This window comes from Mesorhizobium sp. CNPSo 4689 (genome assembly GCF_057784325.1).
The window spans coordinates 94,150-112,427 of sequence record NZ_JBWLUZ010000001.1; the positions used below are offsets into that span (position 1 = coordinate 94,150).

18 protein-coding genes are annotated in these 18,278 nt (G+C 64.2%); 9 read left to right on the forward strand and 9 right to left on the reverse strand.

Annotation, left to right across the window (positions count from 1 at the left end; genetic code table 11):
- Positions 1-72: 72 nt before the first annotated feature.
- Positions 73-543 (reverse strand): MarR family winged helix-turn-helix transcriptional regulator, encoded by a 471-nt coding sequence (locus AC04SI_RS00470; protein ID WP_192179240.1) that lies wholly within the window; start codon positions 541-543, stop codon positions 73-75.
- A 217-nt stretch (positions 544-760) separates the two neighbouring features.
- A complete protein-coding gene (locus tag AC04SI_RS00475; protein ID WP_404274791.1) occupies positions 761-1,489 on the reverse strand; it encodes an intradiol ring-cleavage dioxygenase in 729 nt (242 codons plus the stop codon).
- A gap of 104 nt (positions 1,490-1,593) precedes the next feature.
- On the opposite strand from AC04SI_RS00475, the gene AC04SI_RS00480 reads away from it, so the two are divergent.
- On the forward strand, positions 1,594-2,643 hold the full coding sequence (locus AC04SI_RS00480) for a CobW family GTP-binding protein (protein WP_488473775.1): 1,050 nt from the start codon (positions 1,594-1,596) through the stop codon (positions 2,641-2,643).
- A gap of 247 nt (positions 2,644-2,890) precedes the next feature.
- Positions 2,891-3,865: a WD40 repeat domain-containing protein gene (locus AC04SI_RS00485; protein WP_404274794.1), complete on the forward strand. Its 975-nt coding sequence runs from the start codon at positions 2,891-2,893 to the stop codon at positions 3,863-3,865.
- Between the two features lie 6 nt (positions 3,866-3,871).
- Here AC04SI_RS00485 and AC04SI_RS00490 read toward each other — a convergent pair whose 3' ends face one another.
- Positions 3,872-4,324 carry a hypothetical protein gene (locus AC04SI_RS00490; protein ID WP_404274795.1) on the reverse strand — a complete coding sequence of 151 codons (453 nt, stop codon included), beginning with the start codon at positions 4,322-4,324 and terminating at the stop codon, positions 3,872-3,874.
- 156 nt (positions 4,325-4,480) lie between these two features.
- Here AC04SI_RS00490 and AC04SI_RS00495 point away from each other — a divergent pair, with 156 nt between their 5' ends.
- The 3 genes from AC04SI_RS00495 to AC04SI_RS00505 are packed head-to-tail and all read left to right on the forward strand — an operon-like array spanning position 4,481 to position 8,006.
- Positions 4,481-5,860, forward strand: a complete 1,380-nt coding sequence (locus tag AC04SI_RS00495) for an aspartate aminotransferase family protein (protein ID WP_488473776.1) — start codon at positions 4,481-4,483, stop codon at positions 5,858-5,860.
- Positions 5,857-7,278: a glutamine synthetase family protein gene (locus AC04SI_RS00500; protein WP_404274798.1), complete on the forward strand. Its 1,422-nt coding sequence runs from the start codon at positions 5,857-5,859 to the stop codon at positions 7,276-7,278. Before AC04SI_RS00495 ends, AC04SI_RS00500 begins: the two co-directional genes overlap by 4 nt.
- Positions 7,279-7,331: 53 nt before the next feature.
- Entirely contained in the window at positions 7,332-8,006 is a 675-nt protein-coding gene (locus AC04SI_RS00505; protein WP_404274799.1) for a UdgX family uracil-DNA binding protein, read from the forward strand.
- A 2-nt stretch (positions 8,007-8,008) separates the two neighbouring features.
- Here AC04SI_RS00505 and AC04SI_RS00510 read toward each other — a convergent pair whose 3' ends face one another.
- The 4 genes from AC04SI_RS00510 to AC04SI_RS00525 form a co-directional block, all read right to left on the reverse strand.
- Complete coding sequence (locus tag AC04SI_RS00510) at positions 8,009-9,274, reverse strand: glycerate kinase type-2 family protein (RefSeq protein WP_404274801.1); 1,266 nt, start codon at positions 9,272-9,274, stop codon at positions 8,009-8,011.
- Positions 9,271-9,774, reverse strand: coding sequence for a heme-degrading domain-containing protein (locus AC04SI_RS00515; protein WP_404274803.1), 504 nt, complete (start codon positions 9,772-9,774; stop codon positions 9,271-9,273). Before AC04SI_RS00515 ends, AC04SI_RS00510 begins: the two co-directional genes overlap by 4 nt.
- Positions 9,775-9,847: 73 nt before the next feature.
- Positions 9,848-11,161, reverse strand: coding sequence for a guanine deaminase (gene guaD / locus AC04SI_RS00520; protein WP_404274805.1), 1,314 nt, complete (start codon positions 11,159-11,161; stop codon positions 9,848-9,850).
- A 2-nt stretch (positions 11,162-11,163) separates the two neighbouring features.
- On the reverse strand, positions 11,164-12,381 hold the full coding sequence (locus tag AC04SI_RS00525; RefSeq protein WP_488473777.1) for a urate hydroxylase PuuD: 1,218 nt from the start codon (positions 12,379-12,381) through the stop codon (positions 11,164-11,166).
- A 138-nt stretch (positions 12,382-12,519) separates the two neighbouring features.
- On the opposite strand from AC04SI_RS00525, the gene AC04SI_RS00530 reads away from it, so the two are divergent.
- The 3 genes from AC04SI_RS00530 to AC04SI_RS00540 all read left to right on the forward strand — a co-directional run bounded on the left by AC04SI_RS00530 (position 12,520) and on the right by AC04SI_RS00540 (position 15,742).
- On the forward strand, positions 12,520-13,440 hold the full coding sequence (locus tag AC04SI_RS00530) for a LysR family transcriptional regulator (protein WP_404274807.1): 921 nt from the start codon (positions 12,520-12,522) through the stop codon (positions 13,438-13,440).
- Positions 13,441-13,517: 77 nt separating this feature from the next.
- Positions 13,518-14,486, forward strand: coding sequence for an LLM class flavin-dependent oxidoreductase (locus tag AC04SI_RS00535; RefSeq protein WP_488473778.1), 969 nt, complete (start codon positions 13,518-13,520; stop codon positions 14,484-14,486).
- Positions 14,483-15,742: an LLM class flavin-dependent oxidoreductase gene (locus AC04SI_RS00540; RefSeq protein ID WP_404274811.1), complete on the forward strand. Its 1,260-nt coding sequence runs from the start codon at positions 14,483-14,485 to the stop codon at positions 15,740-15,742. The genes AC04SI_RS00535 and AC04SI_RS00540 overlap by 4 nt, the downstream gene beginning before the upstream one ends.
- A gap of 6 nt (positions 15,743-15,748) precedes the next feature.
- Here the strand turns inward: AC04SI_RS00540 and AC04SI_RS00545 are convergent, their stop codons facing one another.
- On the reverse strand, positions 15,749-16,582 hold the full coding sequence (locus AC04SI_RS00545) for a PhzF family phenazine biosynthesis protein (RefSeq protein WP_488473779.1): 834 nt from the start codon (positions 16,580-16,582) through the stop codon (positions 15,749-15,751).
- Positions 16,583-16,839: 257 nt separating this feature from the next.
- Between AC04SI_RS00545 and dps the strand changes: the two genes are divergently transcribed.
- On the forward strand, positions 16,840-17,328 hold the full coding sequence (gene dps / locus AC04SI_RS00550) for a DNA starvation/stationary phase protection protein Dps (RefSeq protein ID WP_006202364.1): 489 nt from the start codon (positions 16,840-16,842) through the stop codon (positions 17,326-17,328).
- 22 nt (positions 17,329-17,350) lie between these two features.
- Here dps and xdhC read toward each other — a convergent pair whose 3' ends face one another.
- On the reverse strand, positions 17,351-18,247 hold the full coding sequence (xdhC, locus tag AC04SI_RS00555) for a xanthine dehydrogenase accessory protein XdhC (RefSeq protein WP_488473780.1): 897 nt from the start codon (positions 18,245-18,247) through the stop codon (positions 17,351-17,353).
- Positions 18,248-18,278: the final 31 nt, after the last annotated feature.

Genomic DNA, 18,278 nt, shown 5'->3' on the forward strand with positions numbered 1-18,278 from the left:
ACGCGGAATGCGTCGCCTCTTGGACGACGCGCAATGCGTCGCTCGGGCGAGACGACGCTGACGCGTCGCTCTTTAGTCGTCGAGATCGGCGTCGTCGTCGATCAGCACCAATTCCTCATTCGAGAGATTGGCTTCAATGCGGGCAAGCAATTTGAACAGCGCCTTCTGGTCTTTCTTGTCGAGGCCCTTCAGCGCCTGCTTCTCGGTCTTCTTCACCGATTTCTCGATGGCGTGGATGATCTCGCGGCCGGTGTCGGTGAGGAAGATGTGCGCCTGACGGGCATCGTTCACCGAAGCGCGCTTTTCCAGGAAACCCTGCGCCTGCAGCCGGTTGATGGTCTTGGTGATGGTCGGCGGGCGCACGCCAAGGCGACCGGCGAGGTTGCCCGGTGTCTGGCCGTCCTCGCGGTCGAGCGACAGCATGATCTGGTCCTGTCCGGCATAGAAGCCGTGCGCCAGAAGCCGCGCGGCAAGTGCCGTACGCGCCAGCCGCGCCGCCGAATGCAGCCGGCTCATTGTTGCAGTTTTGTCCGCCTTGGCCATGGTCATCCCTCTTCGGCCGAACCGGTGCCGGCAGCATAGAGCCTGCCCGCCGGTTGGCAATCGACGATCAAAAAGAATCCGGCTTGCGAAAACAGCTTTGCCGGCAAGCATTGATGTCCGCCGTGGTGAATGCCAGATGTTTATTTCAGTTAGATGACAAACGACTTTTTGGGCCGGGGGACTTTTCCCGTGGCCATGGGCGGGGCCTAAACGGAGCTCAGCCGGCCTTCACAGCGACGACCAGTAGGGCCCGATAGGCATCCGCCGCCTCGCGCAGGGCGGCCTGCGACAAGGGTCCGGCCCGTCGCGCTATGCCGTCCCGCGCATTCGAGGTGTCACGTTTGCCGGGACGGTCGTTGTAGGGCGAGACGGTCGCAAAGATCTGATCGCTCAGGCCGTCGGGGAAAAACAACTGGCCGGTCATCACCGATCGTTCGTCGGGGAAGACCTTGAAGTGGATGTGGGTGGTGCGGCCGCGATACCAGCCGGGATAGATGGTGGCGAAGGAGACGATGCCGCTTTCGTCCGTCTTCTGCCAGCCGCGCAGGAATGTCTGGCCGGAGGTGTCGACATCCTGGCCGTCGCCCTGTCCGGGATAGCCGGAATAGGCGCCTTGCGCATCGCAATGCCAGATATCGACGCGCGCACCGGCAAGCGGGCGACAGGCGGTATCGACCACCTGCAGCCGCACATTGAGACCGACGCCCTTCTTGCCTTCGGTAACATCGGCGCGTTGGAGTTTCGGGTTGAAATAGAACGGCCCTTCCGTCGCCTCCGGCGTGATGGTGCAGACGCCGGCACCGGCGTCGAACAGGGCAAGCCCGGCATAGGGTGAAGTCTGCGCCGTCGCGGCAGCCGGCAGGAAAGCGCCGCCGCCGGCGGTGACGGCGATGAGGCTCAGCGCCTGACGCCTGTTCAGTGACATGGTAGGCGGCTTGTCGGACATCTGGCTCCTCTCGCAGCGGCCAGTATGGCCCAGCGGTTTGCTACGTGCAAAAGCAAAGCGCACATCCTATATGGAGCCGACAATCTCCTTTTCGAGGCCTACACATGAGCGATGCACAGACGCAGATCCCCGTAACCGTCCTGACAGGCTATCTCGGCGCCGGTAAGACGACGCTGCTCAACCGCATCCTCTCGGAAAGCCACGGCAAGCGCTATGCCGTCATCGTCAACGAATTCGGCGAGATCGGCATCGACAATGATTTGATCGTGGAGTCCGACGAGGAAATCTACGAGATGAACAATGGCTGCGTCTGCTGCACGGTGCGCGGCGACCTGATCCGTGTCGTCGAGGGCCTGATGCGCCGGCCCGGCCGTTTCGACGCCATCGTCGTCGAGACCACCGGCCTTGCCGACCCGGTGCCGGTGGCGCAGACCTTCTTCATGGACGACGACGTGCGCTCCAAGACCAGGCTCGACGCGGTAGTGGCGCTCGTCGACGCCAAGCACCTGCCGCTCAGGCTGAAGGATTCCAAGGAGGCCGAGGACCAGATCGCCTTTGCCGACGTCGTCGTGCTCAACAAGACCGATCTCGTCACGCCCGACGAACTCGCCAAGGTCGAAGCGACGATCCGCGCCATCAACCCGGCGGCCAGGATCCATCGCACGACGCGCGCCGGCGTGGCGTTGGCCGAAGTGCTCGACCGCGGCGCCTTCGATCTTTCGCGGGCGCTGGAGAACGATCCGCATTTCCTCGAGGCGCATGATCATGATCACGACCATCATGACCATGACGGCCACGATCACCACCACCATGATCATGACCACGACCACCATCACCATCCCTCCGACATCCACGATGTGACGGTGCAGTCGGTGTCGCTGCGCGGCGGCGAGATGGATCCGAAGAAATTCTTCCCCTGGATCGAAAAGATCACCCAGATGGAAGGCCCGAACATCCTGCGGCTGAAGGGCATCATCGCGCTCAAGGGCGACGACGAGCGCTATGTCATCCAGGGCGTCCACATGATCATCGAAGGTGATCACCAGCGCGCCTGGAAGGACGGCGAAAAGCACGAGAGCCGGCTGGTCTTCATCGGCCGTGAACTCGATGCCGAACGGCTGAAGAAGAGCTTTGACGCCTGCCAGGCCGCTTGATTTCCAGGCCAGTTTAGGGTTAGCGCTGCCCCTTCTTGCTTCTCCCCTTGTGGGAGAAGGTGGCCGAGCGAAGCTCGGTCGGATGAGGGGTGTTCCAGCTTGGCGCCGACGGTAATCCGTCCAACACCCCTCATCCGTCTTGGCGCTGCGCGCCAATCCACCTTCTCCCACAAGGGGAGAAGGGCGAAGCCGCACCTAGCCGCGCTGGCGTAGACGACCAGCGACAATCTCGAATGGACCAGTCCGCATGCCCACCGTCGCCCCGCTTGATCTCGAAGGCCATTGCGTCGCCGCCGTCTTCCTCGGCGACGCGCCGCATTTCGCGCTGGCCGATGGCGTCGTCCACCGGCTCGACCATGGCCACAAGACCGTACAGGCCAATGACGGGCTGCTCGCCGCCTTCCACGATGCGGCCAACGACCGGCTGATCACCGGCGGCGAGGACGGCAAGGTGTTTGCCATTGGCGCCGGCGGCAATGCTGCGGAGCTGGCGAGCGCCGGCAAGAAATGGATCACCAGCGTCGCCGCCGGGCCGCAGGGGGCCATCGCCTTCGCCTCCGGCAAGACCGCCTATGTGCGCTTCGCCGACGGCAAGACAAAAGTGTTCACGCATCCGCGTTCGGTCGAGGGGCTGGCCTTTTCACCCAAGGGCATGCGCTTCGGCGTTGCCCGCTACAATGGCGCGACGCTGCATTTCCCGGCCGCCGAGGGCAAGCCGGTCGAGCTCGAATGGGCCGGCGCCCATACCGGCATCACCTTTTCGCCCGATGGCGCCTTCCTCGTCACCACCATGCAGGAAAACGCACTGCATGGCTGGAAGCTGGCCGACGGCAAGCACATGCGCATGAGCGGCTATCCCGGCAAGGTCAAAAGCCTGTCGTGGAGCGCCAAGGGCAAATGGCTGGCGAGTTCCGGCGCGCCGGCGGCAATCGTCTGGCCGTTTTCGGGCAAGGACGGGCCGATGGGCAAGGCGCCGCTGGAGCTCGGCACGCGTGGCAATGCCATGGTGACCACTGTCGCATGCCATCCGAGCCAAGATGTCGTCGCCGTCGGCTATGACGACGGCATGGTGATGGCGGTGCGCTTTGCCGATGCCAAGGAGGTGCTTCTGCGCCGCCCAGGCAAGGGCGCCATCAGCTCGATGATGTGGGACAAGGAAGAGCGCCGCGTCGCCTTCGGCAGCGCCACCGGCGACTGCGGCGTCATCGACATCACGGCTTGAACGCCCCTACTCGGCCCCGCACGATACTTTGCCGGTGACTTCAACCGGCTTGCCGTCCTGGTCCGTATCCGCCGCGGCGTCGTAGATGGCGAGCGTGTAGCGCCCGTCATAGACGCCTTCGTCGCTGGTCTTGGTCAGGATCGTCAGTTCGACCGAATTGTAAGTCGGCGCGGCCTCGTGCTCGCGATAGATGTTCAGCCGCAATTCCTTGCCGTCGAGCCAGTACTGCGTCAGGTTGGAATCCTCGAACACGGTCTTGCGCAGGCTGTCACCGGCAGGCCTGTTGAGAATTTCGAGATCGCCGCGAAAGTTGAAGGTCGGCCCGCCCATGCCCCTGGTGACGCCGGCTTCGACCTGGAATATCGCCGCCGCATCGTCGGCGGAGCACCAGATACCGCCGCTCGCAAAGGCTGCGCCAGCCGACAGAAGCAACGTCGCAGTGCAGATGATTGCCCGCATTTTTCTCCCCCAAAACCACAAGCCCGCCAGTATTGGCGCCGGATTTTGCCTCGAGGTCAAGCGCCAGCCGAGTGGCGCTGAGCCAATGCAGAGCAACCAGGCGGCCAATTGCGGGTTGAGACTGCGATTGTCTACAGTGGCCGGCAGAGGGCCCTCATGCATTCAATCGACCATTCAAGGACTTCGATCGGTGGCATCAGCAGTGACCGCATCGCCAGGCTGCGTGAGACGGAGGCGGAGGTTTTCCGCAAGGCGCGGCCGAAATCGGCCGCAAAAATCGGCAACGGACTGCCCGGCTTCTTCGGCGGTGTGCCGATGCATTGGATGAACGACTGGCCGACGCCGTTTCCGATCCTGGTCGACAGCGCCAAAGGCGCCACCATCACGGACATCGACGGCAACCGGCTCGACGATTTCTGCCTCGGCGACACCGGTTCGATGTTCGGCCATTCGCCGCCGGTCGTGCGTGCCATCCGCCGCCAGGCCGGGCGCGGCCTGACCTACATGCTGCCCAGCGAGGATGCGCTCGCCATCGGCCCGCTGTTGCAGCAGCATTTCGGCTTGCCGTTCTGGCAGATTGCGACGACGGCGACCGATGCCAACCGCTTCGCGCTGCGCGTCGCCCGCGCCGTCACCGGCCGGGAAAAGATCCTGGTCTTCAACGGCTGCTATCATGGCTCGGTCGACGAGACGATGGTACGGCTGGTCGACGGCAGGCCGGTCAACCGGCCGGGGCTGGCTGGCGAATTCCGCGACCTCACCCAGAAAACCGGGGTTGTCGAGTTCAATGATTTGCCGGCGCTGGAAGCCGCGTTGCGCGGCAAGGATATTGCCTGCGTTATCACCGAACCGGTGCTGACCAACTCCTGCATGGTACTGCCTGACCCCGGCTTTCACGACGTGCTGCGCAAACTGACCCGCGCCGCCGGCACGCTGCTCTTGATCGACGAAACCCACACCATCTCGACGGGATCTGGCGGCTACACCAGGACATACGGGCTGGAGCCGGATCTGTTCGTGCTCGGCAAGCCGATCGCCGGCGGCGTGCCGGCGAGTGTCTGGGGCATGAGCGACGATGTCGCCACGCGCTATGCCGCCTATAACCTGACCAAGGAGCCGGGTTATTCCGGCATGGGCACGACGCTGTCGGGCAACCCGCTACAGTTCGCGACGATGCGCGCGACGCTGGAAGAGGTGATGACCGACGAGAACTATGTCCATATGGGCCGTTTGGCGCTGCGGCTCCACGCCGGACTTACCGGGGTCATCGACCGTTACCGTCTGCCCTGGCATGTCGCCCGTATCGGCGCCCGCGTCGAGTTCATCTGCGCGCCTGGCCCGCTGCGGAATGGCGGCGAGGCCGAGGCAGCGCATGCGCCGGAGCTCGAGGCCGCGATCCATGTCGCGCTGGTCAACCAGGGCGTGCTGATCGCGCCCTTCCACAACATGATGCTGATCTCGCCGGCAACCACGGCAGCCCAGGTCAACCGGCTGATCACCGCCTTCGGCGCGGTTGCGGCAAGGCTTGCGGCATGAGACAAGCGCGCATGCCGACCTCAACTGCCGTTGCGACTTCACCTTCGGGCTCGACGCCCAGCGAAGCGAAAGCTTTCCTCGACGCCCATCCCGAGATCGAGGCTTTCGATATCGTGCTGACCGACGCCAACGGCGTCGGCCGCGGCAAGATCGTGCGCCGGCACGAATTGATGAGCATCTTCGAGGGTGGCCGGCACATGCCGATCTCGATCCTCGGCCTCGACATCACCGGCGAGGACGTGCACGAGACCGGGCTGATCTGGACCACCGGAGACGGCGACCTCAGGGCATGGCCGATCCCCGGCACGCTGGTGCCGCTCTACGGCACAAGTCCGCCGCGCGGCCAGGTGCTGATGGCGATGTATCACCTCGACGGCCAACCGATGTCGTCCGACCCGCGGCTCGCGCTGGCCAGGCAAGTGGATATATTGGCGGCCAAAGGCCTGCATCCGGCCGGCGCCTTCGAACTCGAATTCTTCCTGCTTGCCAACGAGCGCGACGCGGAGGGCAAGGTGCAGGCGGCACGCGCCATGCTCGACGGCCGCAGTTCGGGCAAGACCGAGGTCTATTCCGTCGACCATCTGCACGGCATGGAGCCGCTGTTTTCCGACATCTATGCCGCGGCCAAGGCGCAAGGCATTCCCGCCGAAACGGTCATTTCCGAATATGCGCCGGGCCAGTACGAGCTGACGCTGAACTACCGCAAGGACGTGATGCGGGCAGCCGACGATCTCGTCATGCTGAAACGGCTGGTGCGGGCGCAGGCGCGCCGGCATGGCGTCACCGCCTGCTTCATGGCCAAGCCGATCGAGAAATATGCCGGCTCGGGCATGCATTTCCATGTCTCGCTGCTGGACAATGCCGGCAGGAACGTCTTTGCCGAAGCTGCCGGAGAGACTTGGTCGCTGCCGCTGCTGCGCGGTCTCGGCGGCCTCATCCAGACCATGGCGGAATCGATGCTGGTGTTTGCGCCGCACGCCAATTCGTGGCGGCGCTTCGTCTCGCAGTCCTATGCGCCGGTGGCCCCGACCTGGGGCGTCAACAACCGCTCAGTGGCGCTGCGCGTGCCGGCAGGCGATGCCAAGAACCGTCGCATCGAGCACCGGCCGTCGGGCGTCGACGCCAACCCCTATCTGGTGGCGGCAACGGTGCTGGCGGGTATCGTCAAAGGACTGGACGACGGCCTCGATCCTGGCCCGGAAACCACCGGCAACGGCTATGAGTCGGCTGTCACGCGAACGACGATGCCGGTCGACTGGCGCGCCGCGATCGAGGCCGCACGGGCTTCGACGTTCCTGAAAGGCGCGCTCGGCGAGGATTTGCATCGGACGTTCGTGGCGATCAAGCAATCGGAATATCTGCGTGTCGCCCGCACCGTCAGCGAGCTGGATTATCACCTCTATCTGCACGAGGTGTGAAAGGAACCATCGCCTGTCCCGTCCATTTCATCAGGGAATGGATGAGGCACAGGATGGCGACCCTAGGCTTGCAGCACAAGGCGAAAACACCCGTCAGACGTGCGCCGCGCGCCGAGTTGGCGCCGAATGAGGACGATGCCAACTCGATTGCGGAATTGCGCGAGGCAGCTACGGGCTGCCGCCGCTGTCCGTTGTGGCGCGACGCCACCCAGACAGTGTTCGGCGAGGGGCCGGAGGGCGCCGAAGTTATCTTCGTCGGCGAACAGCCGGGCGATCAGGAGGATTTGGCCGGCAAACCATTCGTCGGGCCGGCGGGCAAGATGTTCGATGCCATCCTGAACGATGCCGGTGTCGATCGCCAAAAGATCTATGTCACCAACGCGGTCAAGCATTTCAAGTTCGAGCCGCGCGGCAAGCGGCGCATTCATTCCAAGCCGAATGCCGGCGAGGTCCAGGCTTGCCGCTGGTGGCTGGACAGGGAGATCGGGCTGATCAAACCGGATGTCGTCGTGGCGCTGGGCGCGACGGCGGCGCAGTCGCTGCTCGGCAAAGCAGTACCAGTGACGAAGATGCGAGGTCAGGTGATAGAGCGTGACGACGGCCTGCGCGTCTTCATCACCATCCATCCGTCCTTCATCCTGCGCATCCGCGAAGCGGCGGACAAGGAGGCCGAACGCGGACGGTTCCTGCAGGATATGAAACAGGTGAAGCGGCTGATGGCCGCCTGATCCTATCGGATCAGGATTGCCCGCAGATCGTTGATATTCGTGCCGGTCGGACCGGGGACGAACAGATCGCCGACGGCGTTGAAGGCGGTCCAGGCGTTGTTGCCGGCCAGCATCGCCTTGGCGTCGACGCCCGCCGTGCGCATGCGCGAGACCGTCGAGCCATCGGCAAAGGCGCCGGCATTGTCCTCCGAACCGTCGATGCCGTCGGTGTCGGCGGCGAGCGCGTGGACACCCTCCATGCCGCTGATGCCGATGGCGAAGGCGAGCAGGAATTCCGAGTTGCGGCCGCCCTTGCCCTTGGCACGGAGCGTTACAGTGGTTTCGCCGCCCGACAGGATCAGTACGGGTTTCTGGAATGGCCGGTTGCGCGTCGCCACCGCGCGCGCGATTGCGGCATGGACGCCGCCGACCTCACGCGCCTCGCCCTCGATCGAGTCCGAAAGGATGACGGCCTCTATACCTTGCCGCCTGGCCTCGGCGCCTGCCGCTTCCAGTGATACGCCGGCCGAGGCGGTCAGGTGCACCTCATTACTGACAAAGCGCGGATCGTCCGGACGCGGCGCGTCGGCTGCGGGTGAATTGATATGCGCCATGACCGAAGCCGGCAGCTTCATGCCATAGGCGGCGATCGAGGCCAGTGCGTCCTCGCGGCTGCCTGTGTCGGGAACGGTGGGCCCGGAGGCGACCAGCGCCGGATTGTCGCCGGGAATGTCCGAGACGACCAGCGACACCACCTTGGCCGGATGGGCCGCAGCGGCCAGCCGGCCGCCCTTGATGGTCGAGAGATGCTTGCGGATGGTGTTCATCGCCGCGATCGGCGCGCCGGAGGCAAGCAGCGCCTCGTTTACGGCAATTTCATCGGCCAGCGTCAGGCCTCCGGCCGGCGCGGGCAGCAGCGCTGAGCCGCCGCCCGAAATCAGCGCCACCACCAGGTCATCAGCGGTCAGTCCCCGGACTTTCTCCAGCAATCGCCGTGAGGCCTCGAGCCCGGCCGCATCGGGCACCGGGTGCGCCGCTTCGATGATCTCGATGCGCTCGCATTTTGCGCCATAGCCGTAGCGCGTGACGACGAGCCCTTCGATCGGTCCGTCCCACACCTTCTCGAAGGCAGCCGCCATCTGCGCCGAGCCCTTGCCAGCGCCGACGACGATCGTGCGGCCCTTGGGCTTCGCCGGCAAATGATCCCGGATCGTCCGTTCCGGGTCAGCAGCGGCGACGGCGGCGTTGAAGATCGAGGTGAGGAAGGTCTTCGGATCGAATTCAGTCATTTTGCTTCCGGCGGCAATGCCAGTTCGGCTGCGTCGATGCGCAGATATTTGCAGATCGCATCGACCACGACGCCGTGATCCTCGCGCTCCGGCAGGCCCGAGACGGCGATCACGCCGATGACACCGGCGCCCTTGACCGTCACCGGAAAGCCGCCGCCGGCCAGCACGTAGTCTGATATGTCGAGCCCTTCGCCGACCTTGAAGGTGCGGTCCGGGCGCTGCTGCTCCAGCACCATGCGATAGGTGCTTTTCAGGAACCGCTTCACCACATTGATCTTGCGCCGCGCCCAGTCCGGATTGGAGGCGTTCGAGCCAGGCATCGCAGCGTAGAAGAGCGGCCGGTCGAAAGTCCTGATGTCGACGATGATGGGCATGGTCTCGGCCAGCGCCCGATCGCGGATTGCCGCGCCGATCTCGAAGGCGACGGCCTCGTCGAAGGTCGGGAAGACCAGCGTCGCTTCCTGTTTCTTGATCAGAGCGATGTCGTCGGCAACGGCCATGTCGTTCCCCTGTCAATGTCGCCGCACGCTTTGACCGATGGCTGCCGCCGGGTCAAGCGGGGAACGCACCAGGTCAGACCGCCATGTCGCGCTTGGCCGGCCGCCCCGCCACATAGACCTCGCGGACAGTGCGGTCGTCTCCCAGCGTCTGCAGCAGGAACAGTTCCTCGGCCAGCGACCCCACCGTTTCCATCCTCAGCCGCATGGCAGGCGTGGCGCGGGCGTCGAGCACGACGATATCGGCGTCCGTCCCCTCATCCAGCGTGCCGACCTTCTCCGCAACCGACAGCGCCTCGGCATTGCCGCGCGTCAGCTGCCAGAAAGACTGGAACGGGTTGAGCTTCTCGCCGTTCAGCGCGATGACCTTGTAGCCCTCATCCATGGTGCGCAGCATCGAATAGTTGGTGCCGCCGCCGACATCGGTGGCGGCCGCGATGCGAAGGGCTTTGTCACGCGTGCGGTAGCGCTGATAATTGAACAGGCCGGAGCCGAGGAACAGATTCGAGGTCGGGCAGAACACAGCCACCGACCCGTTGTCCGAAAGTGCATCCGCCTCGCGTTCCGACAGATGGATGCAATGGCCGAACAGGCTCTTTTTCCCCAGCAGCCCGTAGTGCTCGTAGACGTCGGTGTAGTCGCGCGACCAGGGGTAAAGCTCCTGGGTGAAGGCGATTTCGGCGTGGTTTTCCGATAGGTGCGTCTGCATGTGCAAATCGGAGTGTTCGCGGCAGAGTGCGCCGGCCATCTCCAGCTGCTCGGGTGACGAGGTGATGGCGAAGCGCGGCGTGATGGCGTAGTGCTGACGCCCCTTGCCGTGCCATTCCGCAATCAGCGCCTTTGTGTCGTCGTAGCCGGATTGCGGCGTGTCGAGCACACCATCCGGCGCGTTGCGGTCCATCATCACCTTGCCGGCGATGTTGAGCATGTTGCGGTCATGTGACTCGGCGAAGAACGCTTCGGCGGAAGCCTTGTGCACCGAGCAATAGGCGGCGACCGTAGTCGTGCCGTGCCGTACCATCTCGTCCAGAAACAGCCTGGCGATGCGGCGACCGTGCTGGGCGTTCTGAAACTTCGTCTCTTCCGGAAAGGTGTATTTGTTCAGCCAGTCGAGCAGCTCGGCGCCATAGGAGGCGATGACCTGCATCTGTGGGAAATGCACATGCGCGTCGATGAAACCCGGCAACAGCAGATGCGGCCGATGGTCGATTTTTGCGACGCCTTCGCCGGCCTGTTTCTCGACTTGCGCATAGGCGCCGGCCGCCACGATCCGGCCGTCGCGGATCAGCAGGCCGCCATCCTCCTCGTAGCGCCAGGCGGCATGGTCGTCGATGCTTTCAGGCCAGCGCAGGAAGGACAGCGTGCGGCCGCGCAGAAGGAGAGAGGTCATGTTTATTTCCCTGCGCCTTCGAACCAGGCGACCAGCAGCGCCCGCTCCTTGTCGCTGATCTGGGTGACGTTGGCGGGCGGCATGGCATGGCTGCGGCCGGCCTGCAGGTAGATTTCGCGGGCATGCTCGGCGATGCTGGCGTCGGTATCCAGCATCACGCCCTTCGGCGCGTGGTAGATGCCCTCATAGACCGGCTCCTGCGTATGGCACATCGAGCAGCGGCCAAGCACGGTATCGCGCACGGCCGGGAAATGCGCCGAGGCGATGTAGACTTCCGCCGCGGCGGAGGCTTTCGGCTCACCGGTCAGCACCTTGGGCGCCGTCGACAGCCAGATGATGATGACGAACAGCACGGCGGCGCCGAGCCAGGTCCAGGTCGGGTTGCCCTTGCGCGCATGGATGCTGTTGAAATAGTGCCGGATCAGCACACCGATGATGAACACCAGCGAGGCGATGACCCAGTTGAACTGGGTAGCAAAGGCCAGCGGATAGTGGTTCGACAGCATCAGGAACAGGACGGGCAGTGTCAGGTAGTTGTTGTGCAGCGAGCGCTGCTTGGCGATCTTGCCGTATTTCGGGTCGGGCTTGCGGCCGGCGATCAGGTCGGCGACGACGATCTTCTGGTTGGGGATGATGACCATGAAGACATTGGCCGACATGATCGTCGCGGTGATGGCGCCAAGATGCAGGAAAGCCGCACGGCCCGTGAACAGGTGCGTCAGCCCCCAGGCGATGAACACCAGCACGCCGTAGAGAACCAGCATCAGGCCGGTGTCGCTTTTGCCGAGCGGCGAGCGGCACAGAAGATCATAGACCACCCAGCCGACGCCAATGGTCGCCAGCGACAGCAGGATGCCGACTGGCACCGACATTGGCAGCACGTTCGGATCGATCAGGAACAGATCGGCGCCGGCATAGTAGACCACGCACAGCATGGCGAAGCCCGACAGCCAGGTGGCGTAGGACTCCCATTTGAACCAGGTCAGGTGCTCCGGCATTTCGGCCGGCGCCACCAGATATTTCTGGATATGGTAGAAGCCACCGCCATGCACCTGCCATTCCTCGCCGAAGGCGCCTGCGGGCAGGCCGGGGCGCTGGCGCAGACCAAGATCGAGCGCGACGAAATAGAAGGACGAGCCGATCCAGGCGATGCCGGTGATGACATGCAGCCAGCGGACGGCGAAACTCAGCCAGTCCCAGAAAATTGCGAAATCCATCATTGAAGTCGTCCCTGCCGATCGGCTGACTTTACGGTGTGGCGCGCAAACGGAAAGAGGCGAGGTGCGCGATGACTTTCAAAAAAAAATGGAAAATACTAGGGTCGACATACCCAGCCGCATGAGAGTCACGAAAGCCGCATGGCCTATCTCGACAACATCGCCGTTTTCGTCCGCGTCGTCGAACTCGGCAATCTGTCGGCGGCGGGCCGCGACATGCGCATTTCGCCGGCGGTAGCCTCCAATCGCATCAAGGAGCTGGAGAAGCACCTCGGCGTCCGCCTGTTCAACCGCACGACCCGACAGTTGATGCCGACCGAGCATGGCACCGTGTTCTACACCGGCGCCAAACAGGTGCTGGAAGCGATCACCGAGGCGGAGGCCGCCGTCTCGGCGCTCTCCGGCCAGCCGCGCGGCACCATTAGGGTGACGGCGCCGCTTGGCCTCGGCCGCCGGCTGGTGGCGTCGGGCATTCCCGATTTTCACGACAAATATCCCGATATCGAGGTGCGGCTTCGCCTCTCCGACCACAATGTCGACATCATGAAGGAAGGCATCGATGTCGCCTTCCGTTTGGGCATCATCGAGGATTCCAGCCTCAGGATGCGCGGCATCATGGAATGCGAGCGCGTTCTGGTGGCGGCGCCGAAATATCTGGAGGCGCGCGGCGAACCGACCGAGCCGCAGGAACTGATCGGCAAGAAGCACGACTGCCTGATGCTGCGCTATTCCGGCGCGCGCGAATATGTGTGGACGCTGCAGACGCCGACCGGCCCGCAGAAATTCGAGGTGCACGGCCCCTACGACACCGACGACGGCGATGTGCTGACCGGTTGGGCGCTGTCGGGGCGCGGCATCATCAACAAGCCACGCTTCGAAGTCGAGCCGTTCATCCGCGACCGGCGGCTGAAGGTGATCCTGGCCAGCACGCCGCCGACGCCGGTTCAGTTCGCCGCCGTCTATCCGCACAAGAAGCTGCAGGACCCGAAAGTGCGGCTGCTGCTCGACTTCATGGCCGAACGCTGCCAGCGGTTGATCAAGGATCTACTTGCTGGAAAATAAGGGCTGGCCGGCAAGTGATGGCCTGCTGGCCCGCTCGACGGGCTTGCCTTACACGGAGGCGAACTTAGGTTCGCGTCATGCATCTCGCTGTTTCGTTCAATATCGCTTCCGCCGCAGGGCAGGCCGCCGAACTGGATTTCAGTCGCATAGCCGCTTTCGTGCGGAAGGCGGAAGCGGCCGGGCTGGATATGGTCGTCATTTCCGACTCCGCGGCTGGCGGCCAGCAAGCAAGCAGCCCGTTCGAGGCGACCACGCTTCTGGCGGCACTGGCGACAGTGACCGAAAGGATCGGGCTCGTTGCGGGCGCTTCAACGCTTGCCCATCAGCCTTACAATCTGGCGCGCCGTTTTGCTTCCCTCGACATCATCAGCCATGGCCGAGTGGGCTGGAACGCGACCATGGTCCAGGATCCGCGCGAGGCGGCCAATTTCAGCCGGCCGGAAGGCATTTCCGAAGACGATTTTCGCCGCCGTGCGGAAGAATTCATCGGCATCGTGCAGGGCTTGTGGAAGGGCTGGGATACGGATGCGCTGCTGTTCGACAAGGTCGGCGGCCGCTTCCACGATCCGGAAAAGATGCACCTGCTCGACCACAAGGGCGAGTTCTTCTCGGTGCGCGGTCCGCTGAACATCGCCCGCTCGCCGCAGGACACTCCCGTGCTTGTCATGTCTGGCCTGTTGGATCGTGATTTCGCTGCCCGCGTGGCCGACGTCATCCTGATCGAGGAACAATCGCTTGAGAGTGCTAAAGCCGCCCATGACGATCTGAGACGGCGGACGCTTGCCGCCGGACGCAACCCGGACGCCGTGAAGGTGCTGATGTCAGTCGCCGCAGCCCCCGAGCTTGCCGTCGACAGCCTCGAAGCGCAGTTCGGGTCGAAAGGCTGCGACGGGTTCAACCTGGCTTTGCCGGCGGATGTTCCGGCGCTCGAGGATTTCGTAGATCGCGTCCTGCCGGAACTGCGCCGTCGCGGCCTGCTGCGGCCCGACTACACCGGCTCGACGCTGCGCGCGTATCTCGGACTTGGCGGAGGCAACAGGCCATGACCGTGCGCAAAAGACAGATGAAGCTCGGTCTCTTCCTGTGGGCGACGGGGCACCACATCGCCGCCTGGCGCCATCCCAAGGCGCATGTCACTGCGGGAATCGACATCGACCACTACATAAGGCTCGCGCGCACGGCGGAAGCAGCGAAGCTCGACATGATCTTCTGCGAGGATGCCGCCGGCCTGCGCGAGGCCAATGTCGGCATCGCCAGCCAGACCTCGCGCTCGATCGGCTTCGAGCCGATCAGCCTGCTGGCCGCACTCGCCGTCCAGACCGAGCGCATCGGCCTCGTCTCGACGGCCTCGACCAGCTACAACGAGCCCTATGGCTTGGCGCGGACCTTTGCCTCGCTCGACCAGCTGAGCAGTGGCCGCGCCGGCTGGAACCTGGTCACCTCGGCGAGCCATATCGAGGCCGCCAATTTCGGTTCGACGGGCCTTCGCCCGCATGCCGACCGCTACGAGCGGGCACGTGAATTCGCCGCCGTGGTCGCTGGCCTCTGGCGCGGTGCGGAAGCCCTCAACCATGACGGCCAGAGCTTCTCGGTCAAGGACGCGCTCGATCTGCCGCGCTCGCCGCAGGGAGCGCCGGTCATGGTCCAGGCGGGAGCATCGGAGGACGGCAAGGACCTTGCGGCCAGGACCGCCGATGTCGTGTTCAGCGCAGCACAGACATTCGAGGAAGCGAAAGCCTTTTACGACGATCTCAAGGGGCGGCTGGCTGCCTATGGACGCGAGCCGGACGACGTCAAGATCATGCCCGGCGTAGCGCCGGTGGTGTCCGAAACGGAAGCGGAAGCACGCGAGAAATATGAGCAATTGCAGGAGCTGATCCCCGACGATGTCGGCGTGGCGCTGCTGTCCAGCTATCTCAGCATCTCCGATCTCTGGCGCTATCCGATCGACGGACCGCTGCCGGAACTGCCGCCCAGCGAAGGCATGAAGAGCCGGCAGGCCCTGGTCATCGAGCAGTCGCGCCGCGACAATCTTTCTATCCGCGACCTTGCCCGCCACTTCGCCGGCGCGCGCGGCCACTGGCGCGTCGTCGGCACGCCGGCGCAGATTGCCGATGAATTGCAGGCGCGCTTCGAAGGCGGCGCCGCGGACGGCTTCAACGTCATGCCATCCTGGTTCCCCGGCGAGCTCGATGCCTTTGCCACGCTCGTCGTACCTGAACTGCAGCAGCGCGGGCTGTTCCGGGAGGAATACGAAGGCCGCACCTTGCGCGACCATCTCGGCCTGAAACGGCCGGTGTGAAACGCCTCAGCCCTCCATCATCCGGGCGGTTCCGGAGACCCTGATCGAACTGCCCGGCGTTGGCGGGATATCGGCATGGAGGCGCGAACGCATGCCCATGTCCTCGCCCTGCACGATATCGATGGCGCTGCCATGCGGCCAGCCAATGTCGCGCAGATAACCGGCGAAGGCAGCGGTCGCCGCACCCGTCGCCGGGTCCTCGTAGACGCCGCCCGACGCAAACGGATTGCGGGTATGGAAGAGGCGCGGCGCCTCGGCATAGGCGAGCAGGATCGTCACCAACCCTTCGCGCCTCATCAGTTCTTGTCCGGCTTTCAAATCATAAGCCATGGCAGCCAGTGCTTCGCGCGACTTCAGCGCCAGGACGAGATGGTCGGCGCCGCCATGGATCAATGCCGGCGCAATGACCGGGTCGATATCCTCAGCCGCGTAGCCGAACAGCGCCAGCGTCTCGGCGATAAGCTCGGGCGGAGCCGGCTTGCTGCGCGTCGGCGGAGACTGCAGCGCGGCGGCGATGTTTGTACCGTCGCGAAACCCTTCGACGGAGATTCTGGCCTGGTTCAGGATCAGTGCAAAAATCCCGTCCCCGAATTGCCGGACGAGGCCTGCGCCGAGTGCGATCGTGGCATGACCGCAAAAGGGAACCTCGGTTTCCGGCGAAAAATAACGGACCCGCCAGCCGTCGCCCTCGGGAGCGGCAAAGGCGGTTTCCGAAAATCCGACCTCGGCCGCGACGCGCTGCATTGTGGCGGCATCGGGCACGGCATCGCTTATCACCACGCCCGCAGGATTGCCGCCGGTGTCGCCGTCCGAAAAGGCCGCAATTCTCAATATGTCCATGTGATGAAGTCCGCCATGTTGAAAGGTGCGCAGGAAACACTGTCCCTGGCCATTTGTGAAACGAACAAAGCGAGGAGCAGCTGTGAGCGGGGATCATACCCGAGTTCCGATGTGGGTGGCTTTCGCGGAACGAAAGCCACCCAATGCCGTTTTGGGCTCTGGCGGCCGCGCGATGGCAAGCCCAGCCTGCGACCGCCATTCGAGATCATTTCGCCCAGCTTCCGCACACACGGACCTCACCCCCACAGGAGCCAGTCATGGACGCCATCGTCACCAAAAACGATCTGAAATCCGACGCCAAGAAGGAGTCGATCGATCTGCTCAACGCCCGCCTCGCCGACGCCATCGACCTGGCGCTGATCACCAAGCAGGCGCACTGGAACGTCAAGGGGCCGCAATTCATCGCCATCCATGAAATGCTGGATACGTTTCGCGAGGAGATCGACGGCCATGTCGACATTATCGCCGAGCGTGCCGCGCAGCTCGGCGGCACCGCGCATGGCACGTCGCAGGAGGTGGCGAGGGCCACCAAGCTGAAGCCCTATCCGACTGACATCCACAAGACCAAGGATCATCTGGCGGCGCTGATCGACCGCTATGCGGCGGCTGCCAAGCTGACCCGCGCGGCGATCGACGAGGCAGCGGATGCTGGCGACGCCGACACCGCCGACATCTTCACCGCCTATTCGCGTTCGCTCGACAAATTGCTGTGGTTCCTCGAAGCGCACACGCAGGAGAAGGAATAGGCTGCTTGACGGCGGGCCGGCATCAACCGGCCACGGCTTTCTCGGAATGGCTTGAAGCTGCCACCGGGGCGGCATGGGAAACCAGCGCCGTCATGATCTCGGCGGCCGCCAGCGCTGCGATCACTTGCGGTCGCTTGTCCTTCACCGCGTCACCGCCGATCGGCGAGACGAGGCGGGCAAATTCCGCCTCGTTGCCGTCCGCCGACTTCAGGAACCAGTTTTTGAACGTCGCTTTCTTGGTCTTCGAGCCGATCATGCCGACATAGGCGGCATCGTCGCGCTTCAGCGCCTCGGCAACGATCAGGAAATCGAGCGCATGGTCGTGCGTGAGGATGGCGAAGGCCGATCCCGCCGGCGCTTCGCGCACCACGGCCTCGGGCATCGGCGTCAGCCGCGTCTCGACCGTTTCCGGCATGCCTTCCAGCGCCTCGGCGCGCGTCTCGACGACGATGGCATGAATGGGCAGAAGCGCGAGCGCCGATGCCAGCGCCTGGCCGACATGGCCACCGCCGAAGAGATAGACATGAGGCAGATGCGCCTCTTCCGCTTCCGCATTGCGGATCAGTTCGGCCTCAAGCGCCGCGTCGAGCAGCTTTATCGACACCTCGACCCTGCCGCCGCAGCACTGGCCGATCTCCGGCCCGAGCGGCACGTCGAGCGTGGCGCAGACCTCGTCGACCTCGATGCGGGCTTCAGCCGGCCGCGGCGACGGCCGTGTCCTCAGTAGCTGCCGCGCCTTGTCGATCGCCATATATTCGAGCTGGCCACCGCCGATCGTGCCAAAGATCGCTACGCGCGAGACGAGCATGAGGGCGCCCTTCTCGCGCGGCGTCGAGCCTTTTGTGCCCGCCACTTCGACCAGGGCAGCCTGGCCGGCGCTGGCTAAAAAGGCTTTCAGGCTTTGCACTTTCGAGTTCATTTTCGCGTTCCCGATTGGGAAATATAGGCGT

Excerpts from the sequence above, each read along its gene's own strand:
- AC04SI_RS00470 (WP_192179240.1), bottom strand. The coding sequence starts at position 543 with ATGGCCAAGGCGGACAAAACTGCAACAATGAGCCGGCTGCATTCGGCG.
- AC04SI_RS00505 (WP_404274799.1), top strand. The coding sequence starts at position 7,332 with ATGGCGACCCTAGGCTTGCAGCACAAGGCGAAAACACCCGTCAGACGT.
- AC04SI_RS00530 (WP_404274807.1), top strand. The coding sequence starts at position 12,520 with ATGGCCTATCTCGACAACATCGCCGTTTTCGTCCGCGTCGTCGAACTC.
- AC04SI_RS00535 (WP_488473778.1), top strand. The coding sequence starts at position 13,518 with ATGCATCTCGCTGTTTCGTTCAATATCGCTTCCGCCGCAGGGCAGGCC.
- dps (WP_006202364.1), top strand. The coding sequence starts at position 16,840 with ATGGACGCCATCGTCACCAAAAACGATCTGAAATCCGACGCCAAGAAG.
- AC04SI_RS00510 (WP_404274801.1), bottom strand. The coding sequence starts at position 9,274 with ATGACTGAATTCGATCCGAAGACCTTCCTCACCTCGATCTTCAACGCC.
- AC04SI_RS00515 (WP_404274803.1), bottom strand. The coding sequence starts at position 9,774 with ATGGCCGTTGCCGACGACATCGCTCTGATCAAGAAACAGGAAGCGACG.
- xdhC (WP_488473780.1), bottom strand. The coding sequence starts at position 18,247 with ATGAACTCGAAAGTGCAAAGCCTGAAAGCCTTTTTAGCCAGCGCCGGC.
- AC04SI_RS00475 (WP_404274791.1), bottom strand. The coding sequence starts at position 1,489 with ATGTCCGACAAGCCGCCTACCATGTCACTGAACAGGCGTCAGGCGCTG.
- AC04SI_RS00525 (WP_488473777.1), bottom strand. The coding sequence starts at position 12,381 with ATGATGGATTTCGCAATTTTCTGGGACTGGCTGAGTTTCGCCGTCCGC.
- guaD (WP_404274805.1), bottom strand. The coding sequence starts at position 11,161 with ATGACCTCTCTCCTTCTGCGCGGCCGCACGCTGTCCTTCCTGCGCTGG.
- AC04SI_RS00500 (WP_404274798.1), top strand. The coding sequence starts at position 5,857 with ATGAGACAAGCGCGCATGCCGACCTCAACTGCCGTTGCGACTTCACCT.
- AC04SI_RS00490 (WP_404274795.1), bottom strand. The coding sequence starts at position 4,324 with ATGCGGGCAATCATCTGCACTGCGACGTTGCTTCTGTCGGCTGGCGCA.
- AC04SI_RS00480 (WP_488473775.1), top strand. The coding sequence starts at position 1,594 with ATGAGCGATGCACAGACGCAGATCCCCGTAACCGTCCTGACAGGCTAT.
- AC04SI_RS00545 (WP_488473779.1), bottom strand. The coding sequence starts at position 16,582 with ATGGACATATTGAGAATTGCGGCCTTTTCGGACGGCGACACCGGCGGC.
- AC04SI_RS00540 (WP_404274811.1), top strand. The coding sequence starts at position 14,483 with ATGACCGTGCGCAAAAGACAGATGAAGCTCGGTCTCTTCCTGTGGGCG.
- AC04SI_RS00485 (WP_404274794.1), top strand. The coding sequence starts at position 2,891 with ATGCCCACCGTCGCCCCGCTTGATCTCGAAGGCCATTGCGTCGCCGCC.
- AC04SI_RS00495 (WP_488473776.1), top strand. The coding sequence starts at position 4,481 with ATGCATTCAATCGACCATTCAAGGACTTCGATCGGTGGCATCAGCAGT.